Origin of the sequence: Citrobacter sp. W9 (genome assembly GCF_026719375.1) — a bacterium.
Classification (GTDB): domain Bacteria; phylum Pseudomonadota; class Gammaproteobacteria; order Enterobacterales; family Enterobacteriaceae; genus Citrobacter; species Citrobacter werkmanii.
The window spans coordinates 12704-31996 of sequence record NZ_JAPPTE010000028.1; the positions used below are offsets into that span (position 1 = coordinate 12704).

A 19293-nucleotide genomic window follows, 5' to 3' on the forward strand; every position below is an offset into this window, starting at 1 on the left:
TATCACGAACTCCATTTTAAAGAAAAACCAACTACAGCTTAAAATTTTAGTTAAGTCATCTGTGAAAAGATCCCATCACGATCATTTGATCTGTCTTTTGTAATATATAAAGATAAATCATCTTAATATTGTTATTTTTGCAGCATAAACAAAGTGCGATATGAAGTTATGGCGATCGAAAGATCTACTTAACGAATTGAAAGCAGCACAAGTAGCTGATAAAGTCACTTCGAGATTAAAATTTGTCCTTTTTCTTTTTCTTATCCACTTCGGGGTCATCCGAGTCGAGAGAGCGCATGAAAGGAAAAATCTATGAAATGGTACGTTTTGCAATTTACTACGACGAGGTTTGCTGCTGTTTTCTCCCATCTTGAACAGCATAACTTTTCTTACTACTGCCCTATGATTTCAGAAAAGTATCGCCGCCCGGATAAACAAATCTCGTTCAGAGAAAGGCTGTTACCACTTTTCCCAGGGTATCTTTTCATCCAGGCCGATTTTGAAAAAATTCACTCATCTACTATCACCGCATTACCTTATGTTCAGCGGTTTATTGCTTTTGGTGGAGAGCCGTTACCTGTACCTGATGAGGAAATATTTAACGTACAACAAGGAGAACGGAATCAACTTAGCCATACTAACGCCCCCCGTTTGGTGGAAATAATGCTGATGGATGATCCAAGGAAGAGAAGTATAGCCATGCTCAACTACATCACAGAAAAAAGCTTAACCCACAAAATGAAACGGAAGAAAAATGACTGTTACCAGAAAAAAGACTTCAAGCAAGCGCAAGCCTCAACGTAATACCCTCTATCTCCCTTCTGACGTTCGTGATGAAGTTGAGCGAATCGCTGTTGAGATTAGCTACCGCCGGGGAAGGCGTATTTCTGACTCTGGTTTTGTGCAGTATCTCATTAAAACATGTTCACAAAAGGCAATAGATGAACTCATAAACGGAGCCGATATCGACTCCGAAGAGTAATCGTTCTGCCGATCTGTTCCGTGCTGTTCTGGCCGGGAGTAATCAATGTTATCTACCTCAGCTTTTATCGCGCTTGCTATGCAATGCGCCGCCAGCGTTCATCCTGATACTGCTCATGAAGTTGCAAGGGTTGAATCTGGCTTTAATCCTTATGCTATAGCCGAGATTATACCGAAAGGTGAGCGTAAGCCCGGTGATAGTGGCGTAATTTCTTATTTCCCAAGTTCTAAGGAGGATGCACTAAGCATAATAAAAAAAATTGAAGCTAGAAATCACCGTTATTCAACGGGTCTTATGCAAATAACAAGCACTAATTTTTCTAAATATGGCGTCAATGCAGAAAAACTTTTCTCGCAGTGTACAAACCTTACCGTATTCGAAAAAATCATGCTTGATTGCTATCAAAGGGGAGGGAGTTTAAAAAACGCTCTTAGTTGTTATTACTCTGGAAATTTTGTGACGGGGCAAAAATCTGAATCAAATTTTAATAATACGAGCTATACGCAGCGTATTGGTTATAGCCGTCCAGACAACAAAAAGGTATGGGCTGTTCCATCGGTTAAGGATGAAATAGGAAAGGAGACTGCAACACAGGACATTACGCGAAAAGAAACTACTGTTTATCCAAAATATGCCATGCGTGGCACCGTATCAGATGAAAAGGAAACAAACGATGTTGAAACTGAATAAACGTTACTTAACACTCACTGTCTTTATGGCTGCCTTAATGCTTTGTGTTGCGGAACCAGCTTTTGCTGATGATGTATCTACAAAGACTACCGGTTTTTTACAAAAGATCATTGATTTCCTTACTGACTTGAGAAAACCAGCAATCACCATTATTTGCTTAGGTATTGCATATATTGCGCTGTTTGCACGTCAACATATGACATGGATTTATCCTCTGATTATCGGGATGATTATCTTTATCATTGCTCCTTACGTACCGGACTGGTTGTCATAAGTTAATCTCAGGGGCGTAAATATGAGTACTCTTTTTAAAGGGCTGACACGCCCCGCTTTAATCCGGGGGTTGGGCGTTCCGCTCTACCCCTTCCTTGGAATGTGCCTTATTTCTGTATTACTTGGTGTATGGATTCATGATGCAATGTATGCACTCATATTGCCAGGGTGGTATGCCATCAAGCGAGTAACACAGATCGATGAGCGTTTCTTTGACCTGCTTTATCTACGAACTGTAATCAAAGGTCATCCCTTGTCAAACAAACGCTTCAGTGCCGTCCATTATGCGGGGAGCCAGTATGATGAAGTTGATATTTCCAGAGTGGACAATTTTATGAAGCTGAAAGACCAGTCTTCTATTGAGGAGCTGATACCGTACTCTTCTCATATCACAGATAATCTAATCGTCACAAAAAGCCGTGATTTGCTGGCTACCTGGCATATTGACGGCGCTTACTTTGAATGTGTTGATGAGGAGGATCTGACGTTACTGACAGACCAACTCAACACGCTTATTCGAAGCTTTGAGGGTAAGCCTGTGACGTTCTACACACACCGTGTTCGTGTAAAGAAAGAGGTTCAGTCTTCATTTAACAGTAAAATCCCATTTGTTAACCGGGTTATGAATGATTATTACCGTTCTCTTTCTGAGCCTGAATATTTTGAAAACAAACTTTATCTGACAGTCTGTTATAAGCCTTTCAATGCTGAAGATAAAGTTTCACATTTTCTTTCAAGGAATAAGCGGAATAAAAATATTTTTGATGAACCCATTAACGACATGAACGAAATTTGTGGCAGACTTGATACTTATCTGTCCAGGTTCCACTCTCGCCGTCTTGGTTTGTTTGAAGAAAATAGCAAGGTATTTTCTGACCAACTTTCCCTTTTTCAGTATCTGCTATCCGGGAAGTTTCAAAAGGTAAGAGTAACTAATAGTCCTTTTTATACTTATCTTGGCGGTAAAGACTTGTTTTTCGGTAACGATGCAGGGCAAATTACAGCTTCTGATCACGCCAGATATTTCCGGTGCATTGAAATAAAGGATTACTTTCAGGAGACGGACGCCGGAATTTTTGATGCGCTGATGTATCTCCCTGTTGAATATGTCTTTACATCGTCTTTCACTACGATGGATAAGCAAGCCTCCATCAAGGCGCTGGACGATCAGATTGATAAGCTTGAGATGACTGATGATGCGGCTAAATCATTGCTGGCTGATTTGCATGTTGGTCTGGATATGGTTTCCAGTGGTTACAACTCTTTTGGTAAGAGTCACCAGACGCTGATTGTTTTTGCTGACACGCCGGAACGTCTGGTTAAAGACACCAATATAGTGACCACAACCCTTGAAGACCTTGGGCTTATTATCACATATTCGACCCTGAGTCTTGGGGCTGCGTATTTTGCTCAGTTACCGGGTAATTATAACTTGCGCCCTCGCTTGTGTACCCTTAGCAGTCTTAATTTTGCTGAAATGGAAAGCTTCCATAACTTCTTTACAGGGAAAGAAAAAGGGAATACCTGGGGTGACAGATTAATTACCTTGCGCGGTTCTGGTAATGATATTTATCACCTCAACTACCATATGACCACGGAAAACCAGAATTTCTTTGGTAAAAACCCAACGCTGGGACATACGGAAATTCTTGGGACATCAAACGTAGGTAAAACTGTCCTTTTAATGACGAAAGCATACGCCGTACAACAGTACGGTGCGCCGGAGTCCTTTCCGTCTAACCGAAAGGTCAGGAAACTGACCACTGTTTTTTTTGATAAAGACAGGGCGGGTGAAGTCGGCATTCGCGCTATGGGAGGTGAATATTACCGGGTTAAGGGTGGCGCACCGACCGGGTGGAATCCAGCGGCTCTGAAGCCAACCAAGCGTAACATCGCTTTTATGAAGGATTTGATAAGACTGATTTGTACGCTTAATAACAATACCCTGGATGATTACCAGAACGGCCTGATTTCAGATGCAGTTGAGCGTTTAATGGCAAGGGAAGATCGTTCATTCCCTGTCAGCAAACTTATTCCGCTTATTCTTGAACCAGATGATGCAGAAACTAAGCGTCATGGTATCAAGGCTCGTCTTAAAGCGTGGAAACAGGGAGGTGAATACGGCTGGGTCATTGATAATCGCACAGATACTTTTGACGTATCCAATCTGGATGTTTTTGGTGTTGATGGTACGGAATTTCTGGATGATAAAGTTGTTGCCCCGGTAGCTTCGTTTTATCTGATTTATCGCGTAACAATGCTGGCCGACGGCCGACGACTCATTATTTATATGGATGAGTTCTGGCAGTGGCTGAACAACGATGCTTTCAGGGATTTCGTTTATAACAAACTCAAGACTGGACGTAAGCTGGATATGGTGCTCGTTGTCGCTACGCAGTCGCCGGATGAGCTGATTAAAACGCCGATAGCAGCTGCTGTTCGTGAACAGTGTGCCACACATATCTATCTTGCAAATCCTAAAGCCAAGCGTGGGGAATATGTCGACGGCCTACAGGTAAAAGAGCTTTATTTTGACAAAATTAAAGCTATTGACCCGCTTTCGCGTCAGTTCATGGTGGTCAAAAACCCACAGCGGCAGGGCGAACGCGATGACTTTGCAGCCTTTGCAAAGTTAGATCTGGGTAAAGCCGCTTATTATCTCCCGATTTTAAGTGCTTCTACGGAGCAGCTGGAGCTGTTCGATGAAATCTGGAAAGAAGGGATGAAACCGGAAGACTGGATTGATATCTATCTTGAACGTGCCAATCGTGGAATTAATTAAGGTGAATATGATGAAAAAACAATTTCTGGCCGCAACGCTCATCTGTTGCTCGGCAAGCGCCTTTGCTATAGGTAGCGGGGTGATTGTGCATGATGCAAAGTCAGCGTTAGATACGGCGGCGCAGTGGGTAAAAGAGGCCAAACAGTGGGAGAACGAGCTTACGGCCTATAAGGACGAGCTGTTAACGAAAACAGGTATCCGTGACGTTCAGGGGCTGGTTCAGGACGCACAGTCTGTCAGTAAGGAACTAACACAGATTTACGACCAGGGTAATGCATTTATCGATGACTACATTAAAAACCCTGATGCTGTGCTCTCTGCGCAGGCTAAATCGCTGCTTTCCGACTACAAGGTAACGGATACCTGTAAAGGGCTGGGGTACACAGGTAACCAGGTTCGGGGATGTGAGGCGACATTCCTGTCCCAGTTGGCAGGGGTTGAGTACGGTAATCAGCTTGAAGAAAAGCTGCGTAGCGACAACCAGTCGATGAAAGACCTTATCGATCAGGTTAAAAACGCGAAGGACACTAAAGCTACACAGGACGCGACTAATGCTGTCTCTCTGGAGAACCTGAAGTTCGAGAAGCTCAAATTTCAGTATGAAATGTATCGCGATAAGCAGCGCGATCTTGCAGAATACAAGATGAAGATGTCGGAGGCTGCATTCCAAAAGAAACAGTTGGATGCAGTCAATGCGGATACACCAATTGTTGATTATAAGTCAGCGTTTGATCAGCAGAGCTATGAAATGAACTGAGGAGGAACTTTGAAAAAATATGGAGTAGTTGCAGCGTTAGGGCTTACATTCTTTCTTGCCGGGTGTGAAGAGGTAAAGTCTGTAGACTGGTGGCAGTCTCACGTAGACGAAGCAACTAAAAAAGTAGCTGAATGCAAAAAGTCTGGTAGTGATAGTGACAATTGTAAAAATGCTAAAGAAGGTTTGTTTAGATATAAGCAATTGCATCCTAAGCACATTGACATTAAAGACGCATTCAAAGATGTTTTGGGTAAAGAGGGAAGTTAAAAGGAGCCATTATGGCAACTTCTAGGTTTTTCCAAGCCGCCCATGACGTTATTGTTAAAGTTCTCGACCAGTCTTTGACTGGTCAGTTAGATAACTTTTCTTCAATAGCGTATCAATTGGGTAAGTATGGTATTTCTATTTATATATTGTGGTATGCCTATACAGTAATTGTAGGGAAACAGAAATCTCATGTTCAGGATTTTATCTGGAATTTATTTCGTTTTTGGCTGATCCTTGTTTTTGTCAGGAATATGGGCGGTTGGCTAGATAGCGCTAATCAGGCTATAGATGGACTAAAGGAAACATTTGCAGGAGGTGACCCTTGGAAATGGGTTGATGAACTTTGGGAAAAAGTTCAGCAAGTTGCAGCATATCTTATGTCAAAAGATACTTCCACGTATGTTAAAACAGACGGCGCTATTGCGGCGATATTAACATATGCTGGCGGTATATTAGCGCTGCTATTAACATCTATAGTTTATCTTGCTGCTGAAGTTACACTTAAAATGCTAACTATTACTGCGCCATTGTTTATTGTTTGCCTTTCTTTTGGTTTTTTAAGGCAAATGTTTAATAGCTGGCTACAGTTAATATTTAGCTCATGTTTTATATTTCTGTTTTGCGGTTTGGCTATTAAAGCGGGAATGACTTTCCTTAATGGCATCTTGACCATATCTATAGCAAATGCAGACGAACTAAATCTCATCTCGACCGGTGCTCAAGCCGGGGTTGCGGGTGCATTCATGGCCTGGATTATCTGGCAGGCCAAAACCTATGCTTCACAGCTCGCAGGTGTTGGCGTTGAGGGGGCATTGCAGGGGGCTGCTGCTATGGGGATAGGTGCTGGCGTATTTGGTGCTTCCCGCATGGCGCGTGGTGCTCTTGGCATGGGGAGAAACGCAGGTATTGGCGCATGGAAGGGCATTAGTCGTCAGAAAGGGGGGCTTGGTCAGTCTCCGGGAATGTCCGGTAAGCTGGGTAATCTGACCGGGCAGGGGTTAAATATTGGTGCAAAAAAACTGCGTAGTGCCGCAATCGAAATGGCTAAGAAGAAATATGGAGGGTAGGTGAATAATTTATTATATATGGTTATTTTCATCTTTTTTATTACTGCCTGTTTGATAATGTCTTTTTTTACCAGTTAATCCCACTCTACTTTCTCACTCATCTTTAATCTCAGGTTTTACTATGAAACTAATTATCACGTTTTTCGTGACACTTTGTCTGTTTGGTTGTCAGGCGTCACACAAACAACCTCCGGTTTCCGGGAAAAGCGAACCTGTTAATTCAGCAGAGGTAATGCGCAATGGGGTTTAAAATTCCACAATTAAAACTGCCCGGTTTTAATAAGAAAAAAGAAGTAACGGACTCTTCAACCACATTTGAAGAGAAAAATGTAGTGTTACAGGAGAAAATGAACCGCATATATAAATTTGGTGGTATTGCTGGGATGGCCGTTGGTGTGTTGTCGCTGCTTGCCCTGAATGGTGCGCTTCCGTTAAAGAGTACGGTTGTCGAGGCTTATCTTATTAATGGTGTCACTGGCGTTGCTGAAAGACTGACTTCTGTTAAAAAAGAAAATCTCTCTGAAAATGAAGCGCTGGCAAAATACTTTATCACTCAGTACGTTAAACGTCGCGAAGGTTATAACTATTTTAGTCTTCAGCATGACTATGATTATGTATTGCTCTATAGCGCTGAAAATGTGGCAACTGAATATAATGCTCTAATCAATAGCAGTAATTCACCTAAAGTCATTTACAGAAAAGCTGAAAGAACGGCTACCGTGCAAGATAAGCCGTCTGTCATTATCAGCCCGTCATCCCGTCCTGATGATAAGGATATGGGGGCATATGTTCGCTTTAAACTAACCGTCAGGGATGTGGCGACAGGCCAAAATAATGATGAATACTGGAATATCCGGCTAACTTACCGGATTGAGCCACAGGTCGAAATGGCATCGGGTGAACGTAATAATAATCCGCTCAAATTCGTTGTAACCAGCTACGTTCGCGATAAAGAAGTTAAAGGGTGAAAATATGAAAATAAGAAAAGGAGCGTTAGTAATTGCGCTTCTGATGGCTGCGCACATTTGTAATGCGGCAGTACAGCCATCGGGAAGCCGCTTCGATCCACGAAACCAGATTGTCAGTTATAACCCTCAAAATACGACTGTTATTAACAGTGCAGTCGGCTATACAACCACACTGGTATTTGATGACGACGAAACTGTTATCAGTGCCAGAACAGGCTTCCCCCAGGGATGGTCGGTGAATAAAGAAGATAATCTTGTTTATGTCGAAGTGAAGCCAGTTAAACAGACGGTGCAGAACAACAACACGGACGAGAACGGAAAGCAGTCATCTGAAGTCGTTAACGTGGCTCTTGACCCTGAAACCGATCTGGAACGCTGGCGAACAAACCTGTTTGTCCGTACCACAAAACGCAATTACAGCATGGAGCTGAACGCCCGGACGTTTCGCCAGCCGGATAAAATTGCTTTTGTTGTGAATTACCAGTACCCGCAGGAAAGGCGTAAAGAGCAGGCCGAGATCGAGAAAAAAAGGATTGAGGCTTACAACAAGCGACAGGAAGAAAAAACCATCAACAACGCGCTTGAAAATGCCAAATCTCCGCGCAACTGGCAGTACTGGAAGCGAGTTGCTGAAGGTAGCCAGGATATCAGCCCGGATTATGCATATGACGATGGCCGTTATACCTGGTTTGGATTCAGCCCACTGAAGAAAATCCCGAGTATTTTTGTCATGAGCGGCGATCAGGAAACCCTGACTAATCCGGTAGTGAAGAAAAGCAGCAGTTTTACCGTTGTGGGTGTGCCTGTAGACCAGCGTTTTGTGTTGCGTATCGGAAATCAGGTTGTCGGGGTTGAAAATCGGGGCTTTGGCAAAGTCCGGCTTCCGGCAGGAGACACCGTATCTCCGAAAGTTGAAAAAGAGGTGATCCAGTGAGCGAACAGGAAAATAAAACTCTCACCGCCGTTGAAATTGAGCGGGAACTGCGCGAACGGCGACAGAAAGAGCTTGAGCAGGCCGACAAAACAGATAAAGAGGAGGATTCAGGACGGCCAGCTAACAGCCTGGGCATCGAGAAGCTTAAAAAATCACGTAAGGGGCTAATCATCATTGTGGCCGCCTTTGTTCTGCTGGCTGCTGGGGTATCCGTCTATTATGTCCCTTCCATCATCCGTTCAATGTCCAGTAATGACGAAAAACCAGCCAGTAGTGATGTGGCTACGGGGTCGGTGAAGCGTCAGACCGGGTTAAGCGATGACGTTGACCCTTTTAATTCTGACCAAAAGACGCAGGGCGGGCAGGAAGAGAAAAAAGGGGATAACAACAGCGGGAAAGCTGAAGCAGCGCCAGAAAGCGTACAGCATAACTTCAGCCGTGCGCTTGATGTGTCTTATGGTGGCAGTAGCTCTGCGGCATCGGGAGGTTCCGGCAGCGCCTCAACACAAACAGCCAGTGAAACCAAAGGTGGAGGTAATACCAGCACGACACAGGAGGTCGAGCCTGTTAATGCCGGAGCGCCCGTATCGCTGTCGAAAATTACCAGGGTTCCCTATGATCCCAATCTATTTATTCCAGAAAATACGGGCATACCCTGTTCACTGGACAGAAAGTTTATCTCTGATCTCGCAGGAAAACTGGTCTGCACGGTTAATTCTGACATTTACAGTGCCAACGGTAATGTAAAACTCATCGAAAAAGGAACTGCCGCCCATGTGATTTATAAAGCCGGTTCCCTTCAGCACGGTCAGGGCGCTGTATTCCTTATGGCGACCAAACTGAGAACACGCACTGCACCGTTTATCGATATTCCGCTGATTGATACACAGGCGGCTGGGCCATTAGGTGAGGCCGGAGCGTCAGGCTGGATTGATACGCATTTTTGGGAGCGTTTTTCCGGGGCTATGATGGTTGGCATGATCCCCGATGTGGCTCAGTGGGCGAGTGGAGCCGCTAAAAACAATAAGGATAACCAGACGGACTATACCGCAAACAGCCGACAGGCTTTTGCTGATATCGCCCGTGAAGCCTTTTCTAACAGTGTGAATATTCCACCAACGCTTTATAAAAATCAGGGGGAGATTATTACTCTGATTGTCGGTCAGGATCTGGATTTCTCAGGTATCTATAAACTGAAAATGCGATAAGAGGTCAGGTAATGCAGGGTGATATTAATACTGAAAATCGCCATATTGTTTACGATATCGTGAATGATTATTTTCATCAGTGGCTAAATAGTGTGGAGGGTTTAACCGAGATTGCCGTAAATCGTCCCGGTGAACTGTTTGTTAAAGTCAGGGGTAAATGGCAGCAACACCAAACGAATATGACTTTTGGTGACTGTATGTCATTTGCTGGGGCAATTTCTGATTATCATGATGGGGGTTCTGTTACGCCAGAATATCCATTGCGCTCTGCCACGCTCCCCCTTGGGGAGCGCGTACAGATTGTCATCCCCCCGGCAACGGAACGTGAAACGGTATCAATCACAATTCGTAAGCCGTCCAGTGTTTTTATTGACCATGAAACATTCGTTAAACAGGGTTTCTACTCGAAGCTAAATCAGGGCGCTGATTTCAGGAATAAAGAGGACGAATTATCTTTAATGTTTAAAGATAATCGTTTTGAACGGTTTATTCCTGAATGTCTGGTTAAAGGTAAAACGATGGTGTTCTGTGCCGGAACCGGAGCCGGGAAAACCACGTTTGCAAATGCCTGTCTGCAATACATCCCTCATCATCTGCGATGTGTTTCAATAGAAGATACTGATGAGGCAAAATTCCGTTTTCATAAAAACCATGTGAAGCTGTATTACCCGTCAGAGGGTGAAAGTATCGTTGTTAACTCGGCCTCTCTACTACGTTCTGGTTTTCGTATGAATCCAGACAGGATACTGATGACAGAAGTTCGTGGCGCGGAAGCCTGGGATTTTCTTAAAGGTTCAAGTTCCGGCCACGCAGGAAACATAACCACGGTACATGAAAGCACGCCTAAAGATGCTGTGCTTGGCCTTGTTCAGCGGTGTTATATGAACCCGGAATGCCAGAATCTGCCCTATAACATTATACTGCGAAGGGTTTTGAGCAACGTCGATGTAATCATGAGTATTAAGTACATTGATGACGAAGATCTACGCTTTGCATCGGGTATTTACTATCGCGATATTCACTTTCAGGAATACTTTGAAAAGCTGAAGGAGTGATCATGTCTCTTAAACTCCCTGATAAAGGGCAGTGGCTCTTTATCGGTTTTGTTATGTGTCTTTTTACGTATTATGCAGGTTCTGTTGCTGTCTACTTTTTTAATGGTAAAACGCCACTGTTCATATGGAAGAACTTCGACTCTATGTTACTCTGGCGACTCATGACAGAAAGTAATATACGGTCAGATATCAGAATTACGGCAATGCCCGCTCTTCTTTCTGGTTTAGCTGCCTCAGTTATCGTTCCCGTTTTTATTATCTGGCAATTGAATAAAAAAGATTTTTCTCTCTATGGTGATGCGAAATTTGCCAGCGATGATGATTTAAAAAAATCAAAGCTGCTAAAATGGGAGAAAGAGAATGACGACGATATACTTGTCGGCGCTTACAAGGGAAAATATCTCTGGTATACGGCTCCTGATTTTGTTTCGCTGGGTGCAGGTACACGCGCGGGTAAAGGTGCTGCAATAGGAATTCCTAATCTTCTGGTAAGAAAGCACTCTCTTATTGCTTTAGACCCAAAACAGGAACTGTGGAAAATCACCAGTAAAGTTCGCGAGGTGATTCTCCAGAATAAAGTTTTTTTGTTAGACCCCTTTAACAGTAAAACGCATAAGTTTAACCCGCTTTTCTATATTGATTTAAAAGCTGAGAGTGGCGCTAAAGACTTACTGAAGCTGATAGAAATTCTGTTCCCGTCTTATGGTATGACGGGAGCCGAAGCCCACTTTAACAACCTTGCCGGGCAATACTGGACTGGCCTTGCAAAACTGCTTCACTTTTTTATCAATTACGCTCCTGACTGGCTTAACGAATTCAATCTTAAACCCATTTTCTCAATCGGTTCTGTTGTTGACCTTTACAGCAATATTGATCGGGAAAACGTACTGGCTAACCGTGAAGACTTTGAGGGGATAGCGGGATTAGATGAAACGGCATTGTTTCACTTACGGGATGCATTGACGAAAATCCGTGAGTACCACGAAACTGAAGACGAACAGCGTTCAAGTATCGATGGTTCATTCCGTAAAAAAATGAGTCTGTTTTACCTCCCTACCGTCAGAAAATGTACTGACGGTAATGATTTTGACCTTCGCCAGCTGCGCCGGGAAGATATCTCTATTTATGTTGGCGTGAATGCGGAGGATATGTCCCTTGCCTATGACTTCCTGAACCTGTTCTTTAACTTTGTCGTTGAAGTCACATTGAGGGAAAACCCGGATTTTGACCCAACGCTTAAGCATGACTGTTTAATGTTTCTAGATGAGTTCCCTTCAATTGGTTATATGCCGATTATTAAAAAAGGTTCGGGGTACATTGCAGGCTTTAAACTCAAGCTTTTGACGATTTATCAGAATATCAGCCAGCTTAATGAAATCTACGGTATAGAGGGAGCTAAGACTCTGATGAGTGCGCACCCTTGCCGGATTATCTATGCTGTCAGTGAAGAGGATGATGCTAAAAAGATTTCAGAGAAGCTTGGTTATACAACCGCTAAGTCTACTGGTTCCAGTAAAACGAGCGGTCGTTCGACATCAAAAAGCAATTCCGAAAGTGACGCTCAACGCGCTCTGGTACTTCCACAGGAGCTGGGAACGCTGGAGTTTTCAGAGGAGTTTATCATCCTGAAGGGTGAGAACCCTGTTAAAGCCAAAAAAGCCCTTTACTACCTTGATTCGTATTTTATGGACAGGCTTATGCTGGTAAGTCCGAAGCTGGCTGCTTTAACGTCCAGTCTTAACAAGACAAAAAATATCTTTGGTGTTAAGGGGCTTAAATACCCTTCAAAAGAAAAAATGCTTTCCGTAGGTGAGCTTGAATCTGAGGTTTTATTATGAAAAGAATAGTGCTGGCTGGTTTTGTCTTTCTTTCTGCCTGTTCATCACCTCCTGAACCCCCACAGGTTGACTGGAAGAAAAACCCGGAAACAATGAATTCACAGTTAATGGACTGGCAACCTACTTTTACGGTAATTAAATCTGACCGTGTTAATTCATCCTGGGTAAAGGTTATAAAAAACTTTACTCCTGAGAACCGTCTTTACGATGATGCGGTTTTCTATGCTGTTGCTCATTCAGACTCAATTATTATTGAAAGTAGCCGGGGTGAAGACTTCTTTACTGCAAAAAACTGGCTTAGGTCTAACGGTGCATATGGATTAATCCAGTACCGATATAAGCGTGATGAATTTGGTGTTAAATCCATCAATATCTATCTTCAGAAAGGATGACATTATGAATGTTCGCAATGTGCTTATAGTTCCGCTCGTTCTTGCTGTGTTGACAACGCCTGCTTTAGCCAAAAAGCATAACCACACTGACGGGTTAAACCAGACGGGTGATCCATGTGAATTGTTAACCTGCATGGCCGGAAAATTACAGGGGGATACACAGCCAGCCTGTCAGACAGTTAATCAGCGCTTTTTCAATGTCCGGGTTTTTACCCCCTACTATAATCCTGAAGCCACAGCAAGGCTTAGGCAAAGTATCTTAAATACCTGTGACGGCGCTGTAATCAATAAAGACAATCTGGAAATGATTATTCAGCGCTATGGTCGCTCATTCCAGGAATAACGATAACCCCGAAAATTTCAGATTTTAATCTGAGGTTTGCGGGGTTGAACAACCGAAGGACGTTAGTTATGGATAAAATGATTTTAAAAATGTCACGTCATAATATTCAAACAGTAACGGTTACTCAGAATCTAAGTGATTTGAAAAATACAGGTAATGAGACAGTGAATGCGATTATCGAAAACTGTACCGCTTACATCTCTCTGGTTAATTGCAATGATAAAATTTTTCTGGATGAATGTGACGTTGAGAAACAGGATAAAGAGGATTAAAGATTATGGTGAGGATTATTATGGGATCAGCAGCAGGAAGAGTCAGTGATATTCTGTTTATTTTCATAGGATACTCTAAAAAGGTTGCCTCAGTGTTTACTCGGCTACTCTTTTTTATGGCTTGGTTCCCTGTATTGGTTTATGGGTTTTATCGTATCGCCGTTATCTTATGGGGAAGTACATCTGAATCTGAATACTATTACTTTGAGCGTTTTTTTAATTATACAATTAATTTGTATAGCTTGATTATTCCTATGTTGGTAGTTGTTGGTGTTTCAATCATCGTGATTTTCTCACTGTTTAAGATAGGAACTATCATGTGGGAGGAAAAGAAACGATGAAGTGTTTTCTTTATGCTTTTTCTCTTTTTGTAGTCGTGCTTCCAGCTACGTTGTGTGCAGCAGAAATTCAGGGAAAAGTTATCCGTGTGCTCGATGGTGACACCATCGAAGTATTGCAGGATAAAAAGCCCGTCAGGATTCGCCTGGCAAACATCGATGCACCGGAAAAGAAACAGGCTTTCGGGCGCTGGTCAACCAATCAGCTTAAAGGCCTGGTTGCAGCGCTGCCCGTCACGGTGACGTATACGCAGACAGATCGCTACGGGCGCATTATCGGGCGTGTGTTCACGGCGAACGGCACAGAGGCCAACCGCTTTATGGTGCAATCTGGTGCAGCATGGGTTTACGACAAGTACAACAGCGATAATTCATTACCGGCTCTGCAAAGGGCAGCACAGGAACAAAAGCGCGGCCTGTGGGCTGACAGTCAACCAGTGCCGCCGTGGGAATGGCGGCATAGTAAATAAAGAGGAATGAAACGATGATGACTGAATCCGATAAAGAACGTTTCAATAACCGTTTATGTGTTGGTAACTTGCTTGTAAGTGCAGATGTTTATGTTACACCAGGCATGACAGAAAGCGCGGCTGAGGTAAAGTTAATCGTCCCTAACGATGATTATCAAAAGGCAATGGATTTGTATGATCGTATTTGCCAGTTTGCTTTGCTTCATGGTGAAGATTTACAAGGGTTGTTCCAGACAGACAGATATTACTATATGTCATGTTTCGTGCGTGATATTGAAGCATTTAAGAAAGAATTTGAAAATGAGGAGGAGTTAAACCCTTTATTCAATCATGATAAGGGTGAAACGGCTGAGTTTCTTATCAGTTTCCCGGAGAAAGCTAACTATGATGATAAGGAACCAGTTAAACAATCCTTTCTGGAAATCACACAAAAACATGTCGATTCATTAGATGAACTTACATGGGGTAATTTTGAACACAGAGCATTCACTGGCGGAACGGTAGGTTTTGGCATCAATCCCCATACAATGGAACGCATTAACTTTGATGATGAGCGTGACAAAATAACAAAACTATCTCGTAAGGATTTCGTAGCGTCTAATCTCACTGATTCTTTCGAAGATGATTTTTATGTCAATCCTTTGTTCAATAAAGCAGAACAAATTGGTGAGATTGACGGTTATTCCGTTTTCTTCAATCCCAGGGGTTTTTATTTTTACTGGAACAAAGAAACCGAATACCTGCTTGAAAGCTGGCTGACGTTTCCTGCTTATCCGTATGGCTGGTAAAGGAGCCAATAATGAAAGTGAGTTCAATAAAGACGGTTTATGATTTTATGCGTTACTGCCGTATGCCGCTCTGGTTTCAGCGTTCAATCAGGGATATGAAAGTCGGTGACACCTTCATTCTTGGAAAATACACGCAGCCTGTTTCTCACGACAGTGATTCGTTTTGTGTACCTCCGCGCTATTCAGCTTGTCTGGATGGTAGCGAGGCTTGCTTCGTTGCGGAGGCGTGGATAGAAAAAGAGCGCGGGGTATACTCTTTTTACGCTACATGGACATTCCCGACAAAACCAGAACGTGCGCATGTTATGACATTTGGGGAATTCAGAATCCACAAAGGCGGCATTATAGAGTTCGATAATAAAAACGTTGAACCTGACGATAAGAACCATACGGTAAGAAGTTTCGCGCTTGTATCTCGTTATCTCGCGCATATGCTCAACTGCATGTCTGATGAAGATAAAAAAGTCTATTTTAAGAATAACAGTTCTCCTTTATTCAATGGTGTATGGCTGGATAGTGATTGCAATGAAAGGAGACAGCGTGCCGTAGAAGTTGATGGGAAAATTAAACGAGTATGGATTAATTACAAAGATTATATGCCAACGCATCAACTTTCCGCAATTGTTGAAGCTGCCTTTGCTACTGGCGCACTTCAGCTGGAGGATTAAAAATGGAACATGATAAGAAAACAGCACAAGACGCCCTGAAAAAATCGCAAGGGCATGTTCTGGTTCATGGGAGGACGGGGACAGGAAAAAGTAAACTACTCGAAGAAGCAACTATCCCCGATTCGCGTTACTTTGACTTTTCAAAAATGTGCGGTGCAACATGTTATCCAGACTTGCATTTCCTTTGCCGTACTAATGAAGATATTTACTTGGATCATATTCTGGATGCGAAGGAATCCACTGTCATTCTCGATAGTGTAGAATTTCCACAGAACATAAATGATTCATTTCTGTATGATTTTTTAAAAATCATGAGCGCCAGAGGGAAGCGAGTTATTGCTGTTGCATTTACTTCTAACACTCTGGAAAACTTTAAGCCAGTGTTTGAGTATGAAATAGAAACCCGGCGATTAGAAGATGGTTCTTTCACCTGCACAACAACGAGTAAAACAGGCAGCGTGGAGTCATTATTGAAAAACCGATATGTCTGGGAGGATGATGACAATGAAGATACTTTTTCATTAGCAAGGGATGTCAGTGACCAGCTATCAATAATAGTTAACGCCTTTGACAAAGATAATGCACAAGAAATTATTGTTGCGGCAGCGGGCGAAATTCAGTCCTTAGTACAAAAAGATTGTATTGACAGGAGCCATTAATATGAGACTTTTTATTGCTGAAAAACCATCATTAGCAAAAGCGATTTTCGAAGGATTAGGTGGCAACCCTAATACGGAGAAGAAAAACGGTTATTTTGAACACGGCGCTGATGCTGTTACCTGGTGTTATGGTCATATGCTTGAGCTTTATGACCCGCAGGATTATGACGAAAAATATGCTAACTGGCGATTCAGCGATTTACCGATTAAAGCCGTTTATCCACCCACGTACAAACTAAAACCTGAATCTGAAGCACAGACCCGCATTATTCTGTCGCTGATAGAAAAAGTCGATAGCATTGTTCATGCTGGCGACCCCGACGATGAAGGGTGTTTACTGGTTGATGAGATTTTAGGTTATGCCGGAAACAAGAAGCCCGTCCAGCGGCTGCTGGTTGCCGATCTCAACCTTGCGCCAGTGCAAAAATCGCTGGCAAACATGCAGCCTAACGAAAAATTTCGCGGCATGACAGATAGCGCTTTGGCACGTTCTCTGTGCGATCAGGACTTTGGTTATAATATGACGCGAGGCTGTACGCTCAAAGGCCGTGAGAAGGGATATGACGGTGTTCTGAACGTTGGTCGTGTACAGAGTGCGGTTCTCGGACTGGTGAACATGCGCACGCTGGCAAACCAGAATCACACTGAAAGCTTTTACTACGATGTTTTCGCCAGTCTGAAGATGAACGGGAATCATATTAAGGCGAAATATCAGACAACGGACGGCGATCAGATCGACGATAAAAAACGCCTGATTTCAGAAGCACAGGCCGCGCATATTGCCGAACGGGTAGCGGGTAAGGACGCTTTCGTGACGATCGCGACAACTAAACCGGAAAATACCAAACCGCCGCTGCCCTTGAACTTGTCCACGCTTCAGCAACTTTGTGCAAAACGATACGGTTATACGGCTAAGGAAACGCTGGATGTGATGCAGGGGCTGTATGAAACACACAAGCTGCTGACCTATCCCCGCTCTGACAACCGCTATCTTTCAGATGAGCATTTTTATCAGGCCGGGGATATTGCAGTCGCTATCGCGGCCACAATGCCGGAACTGGCGTCGGCAACCGCAGATATGGAGAAGGAACAAAAGCATAAAGCCTTTAACGCCAGTAAGATCGAGGCACACCATGCCATTATTCCGACGACGAAAAGCGGAGCCGGTATTCAGCTCAGTGAGAAAGAGCGGAACGTCTATAACCTGGTGGCCGTCTATTTCATTGGTCTGTTTTACCCGGATGCCATCCGTGACAAAACAAAAATTCACTTCGATATTAAAGGTGATACCTTCACGGCCACACAAAGCGTTCTGATACAAAAGGGCTGGGAAGCGCTGGGTAAAGACAATGATGAAGAGGACGATGCCGAAGATGCCGGAACGGGCGGTTTTGATTTATCGACTCTGAAATTTAATGACAGCGGCCTGTGTGAGTCGGCTGACGTGGACAAGAAAAAGACAACTCCACCCCGCTATTTTACGGAGTCAACGTTACTGGCCGCGATGACCAGTGCGGCAAAATTTATCGATGATCCGGCTCTGAGAAAAGCGCTTGAAGCCAAAGACGAGGGGAGCAGTGACCGGGGCAGTATCGGCACAGAAGCTACCCGTGCGGGTATCCTTGAAAAACTGGCTGCCAATACCGGGCTTATCTCGATAGAGAAAGAAAAGGGCTACTCTGAGTTGGTATGGAAAACAACAAAACAGGGGCAGGAGTTCTGCGCTGCTCTTCCGCCTGAAGTGATTAAACCCAACATATCGGCAATATGGGCTGAAAAACAGGCGCAAATCAAATCCGGCGAACTGACCGTTGAGGATTTTATCAGAGACAACGACGATTATATTCGCGGTTTAATCGACGATCTGGATAAAAACGGGATTAACATTTCGTCTAATGCCACGCCCTGCCCTGTCTGTAGCAAAGGTTTTCTGCGCAAACGTAAGGGGCAGAATGGCTTTTTCTGGGGGTGCTCATGTTATCCTGAGTGTAAAACATCATTCCCGGATAAAGATGGAGAACCTGTTACAGAGAAACAGGCTTCTGAGGGGGCAAGCGCCCGTCTTGGTGTCCCCTGCCCTTCCTGTAACAAAGAGATTTTAATCAGGCCAAAAGGCTTTTTCTGTACGGGGTGTGAGTTTAAAATCTGGTCTGAGTTTTCCGGCAAGAAACTGACACAAAATCAGGTTGAAACGGTGATAAAAAAAGGTAAAACCAGCGAGATTAAAGGGTTTACCAGCAAAGCCGGGAAAAAATTTGACGCTGTAGTTACCTTGCAGGATAAATCTACAGGCAAACTTGGTTTTGAGTTCAGGAAAAAATAATGGTGAAAACCAGACAAGACTGGCTTTTCCAGTTAAGAAAGTGCCAACACCGGGAAACCTTAGAGAAAGTTATAGAAAAAAATGAACGCAGCCTTACCGCTGGAGAGCTGGTAACATTTTATTCTGCTGCTGATCACCGATTGGCTGAGATAATCATGAATAAACTGTTTGATAAAATCCCCGCATCAGTCTGGCAACACGTCAGATAACCCATAAAGA

Annotated in this window: 22 protein-coding genes; all 22 read left to right on the plus strand. The window is 43.5% G+C overall.

The window, feature by feature from the left end:
* Positions 1 to 312 precede the first annotated feature (312 nt).
* The 22 genes from OOJ59_RS24955 to hha all read left to right on the plus strand — a co-directional run bounded on the left by OOJ59_RS24955 (position 313) and on the right by hha (position 19283).
* Positions 313 to 804 carry a transcription termination/antitermination NusG family protein gene (locus OOJ59_RS24955; RefSeq protein WP_044715152.1) on the plus strand — a complete coding sequence of 164 codons (492 nt, stop codon included), beginning with the start codon at positions 313 to 315 and terminating at the stop codon, positions 802 to 804.
* 223 nt (positions 805 to 1027) lie between these two features.
* On the plus strand, positions 1028 to 1672 hold the full coding sequence (locus tag OOJ59_RS24960) for a lytic transglycosylase domain-containing protein (protein WP_044715155.1): 645 nt from the start codon (positions 1028 to 1030) through the stop codon (positions 1670 to 1672).
* Complete coding sequence (locus OOJ59_RS24965) at positions 1656 to 1946, plus strand: TrbC/VirB2 family protein (protein WP_044715156.1); 291 nt, start codon at positions 1656 to 1658, stop codon at positions 1944 to 1946. Before OOJ59_RS24960 ends, OOJ59_RS24965 begins: the two co-directional genes overlap by 17 nt.
* Positions 1947 to 1967: 21 nt before the next feature.
* Positions 1968 to 4727, plus strand: coding sequence for a VirB3 family type IV secretion system protein (locus tag OOJ59_RS24970; RefSeq protein ID WP_044715159.1), 2760 nt, complete (start codon positions 1968 to 1970; stop codon positions 4725 to 4727).
* A gap of 10 nt (positions 4728 to 4737) precedes the next feature.
* On the plus strand, positions 4738 to 5484 hold the full coding sequence (locus OOJ59_RS24975) for a type IV secretion system protein (RefSeq protein WP_044715162.1): 747 nt from the start codon (positions 4738 to 4740) through the stop codon (positions 5482 to 5484).
* A 9-nt stretch (positions 5485 to 5493) separates the two neighbouring features.
* Entirely contained in the window at positions 5494 to 5751 is a 258-nt protein-coding gene (locus OOJ59_RS24980; RefSeq protein WP_044715163.1) for an EexN family lipoprotein, read from the plus strand.
* Between the two features lie 11 nt (positions 5752 to 5762).
* Positions 5763 to 6818 carry a type IV secretion system protein gene (locus OOJ59_RS24985; RefSeq protein WP_044715165.1) on the plus strand — a complete coding sequence of 352 codons (1056 nt, stop codon included), beginning with the start codon at positions 5763 to 5765 and terminating at the stop codon, positions 6816 to 6818.
* A gap of 239 nt (positions 6819 to 7057) precedes the next feature.
* Entirely contained in the window at positions 7058 to 7786 is a 729-nt protein-coding gene (locus tag OOJ59_RS24990) for a virB8 family protein (RefSeq protein ID WP_044715168.1), read from the plus strand.
* Between the two features lie 4 nt (positions 7787 to 7790).
* Complete coding sequence (locus OOJ59_RS24995) at positions 7791 to 8720, plus strand: TrbG/VirB9 family P-type conjugative transfer protein (protein WP_044715170.1); 930 nt, start codon at positions 7791 to 7793, stop codon at positions 8718 to 8720.
* Positions 8717 to 9928 (plus strand): VirB10/TraB/TrbI family type IV secretion system protein, encoded by a 1212-nt coding sequence (gene virB10, locus OOJ59_RS25000; protein WP_044715172.1) that lies wholly within the window; start codon positions 8717 to 8719, stop codon positions 9926 to 9928. Before OOJ59_RS24995 ends, virB10 begins: the two co-directional genes overlap by 4 nt.
* 23 nt (positions 9929 to 9951) lie before the next feature.
* On the plus strand, positions 9952 to 10983 hold the full coding sequence (gene virB11 / locus OOJ59_RS25005; RefSeq protein ID WP_172691582.1) for a P-type DNA transfer ATPase VirB11: 1032 nt from the start codon (positions 9952 to 9954) through the stop codon (positions 10981 to 10983).
* Between the two features lie 2 nt (positions 10984 to 10985).
* Entirely contained in the window at positions 10986 to 12821 is a 1836-nt protein-coding gene (locus tag OOJ59_RS25010) for a type IV secretory system conjugative DNA transfer family protein (RefSeq protein ID WP_044715174.1), read from the plus strand.
* The gene (locus tag OOJ59_RS25015; RefSeq protein WP_044715177.1) at positions 12818 to 13213 is read left to right on the plus strand and encodes a cag pathogenicity island Cag12 family protein; all 396 of its coding nucleotides are present in this window, start codon (positions 12818 to 12820) and stop codon (positions 13211 to 13213) included. The genes OOJ59_RS25010 and OOJ59_RS25015 overlap by 4 nt, the downstream gene beginning before the upstream one ends.
* A 4-nt stretch (positions 13214 to 13217) precedes the next feature.
* Complete coding sequence (locus tag OOJ59_RS25020; RefSeq protein WP_225622178.1) at positions 13218 to 13556, plus strand: hypothetical protein; 339 nt, start codon at positions 13218 to 13220, stop codon at positions 13554 to 13556.
* Between the two features lie 68 nt (positions 13557 to 13624).
* Positions 13625 to 13828 (plus strand): hypothetical protein, encoded by a 204-nt coding sequence (locus OOJ59_RS25025; RefSeq protein ID WP_044715181.1) that lies wholly within the window; start codon positions 13625 to 13627, stop codon positions 13826 to 13828.
* Between the two features lie 20 nt (positions 13829 to 13848).
* The gene (locus tag OOJ59_RS25030) at positions 13849 to 14169 is read left to right on the plus strand and encodes a hypothetical protein (protein ID WP_044715215.1); all 321 of its coding nucleotides are present in this window, start codon (positions 13849 to 13851) and stop codon (positions 14167 to 14169) included.
* Positions 14166 to 14636 carry a thermonuclease family protein gene (locus OOJ59_RS25035; protein ID WP_044715183.1) on the plus strand — a complete coding sequence of 157 codons (471 nt, stop codon included), beginning with the start codon at positions 14166 to 14168 and terminating at the stop codon, positions 14634 to 14636. The genes OOJ59_RS25030 and OOJ59_RS25035 overlap by 4 nt, the downstream gene beginning before the upstream one ends.
* Before the next feature lie 14 nt (positions 14637 to 14650).
* Positions 14651 to 15424: a hypothetical protein gene (locus OOJ59_RS25040; RefSeq protein ID WP_044715185.1), complete on the plus strand. Its 774-nt coding sequence runs from the start codon at positions 14651 to 14653 to the stop codon at positions 15422 to 15424.
* Between the two features lie 11 nt (positions 15425 to 15435).
* Complete coding sequence (locus OOJ59_RS25045) at positions 15436 to 16092, plus strand: hypothetical protein (RefSeq protein ID WP_044715189.1); 657 nt, start codon at positions 15436 to 15438, stop codon at positions 16090 to 16092.
* Positions 16093 to 16094: 2 nt separating this feature from the next.
* The gene (locus OOJ59_RS25050) at positions 16095 to 16751 is read left to right on the plus strand and encodes a hypothetical protein (RefSeq protein ID WP_050886235.1); all 657 of its coding nucleotides are present in this window, start codon (positions 16095 to 16097) and stop codon (positions 16749 to 16751) included.
* 1 nt (position 16752) lies between these two features.
* Positions 16753 to 19074, plus strand: a complete 2322-nt coding sequence (locus OOJ59_RS25055; RefSeq protein WP_172691578.1) for a type IA DNA topoisomerase — start codon at positions 16753 to 16755, stop codon at positions 19072 to 19074.
* The gene (hha, locus tag OOJ59_RS25060) at positions 19074 to 19283 is read left to right on the plus strand and encodes a hemolysin expression modulator Hha (RefSeq protein WP_044715194.1); all 210 of its coding nucleotides are present in this window, start codon (positions 19074 to 19076) and stop codon (positions 19281 to 19283) included. Before OOJ59_RS25055 ends, hha begins: the two co-directional genes overlap by 1 nt.
* Positions 19284 to 19293 lie beyond the last annotated feature (10 nt).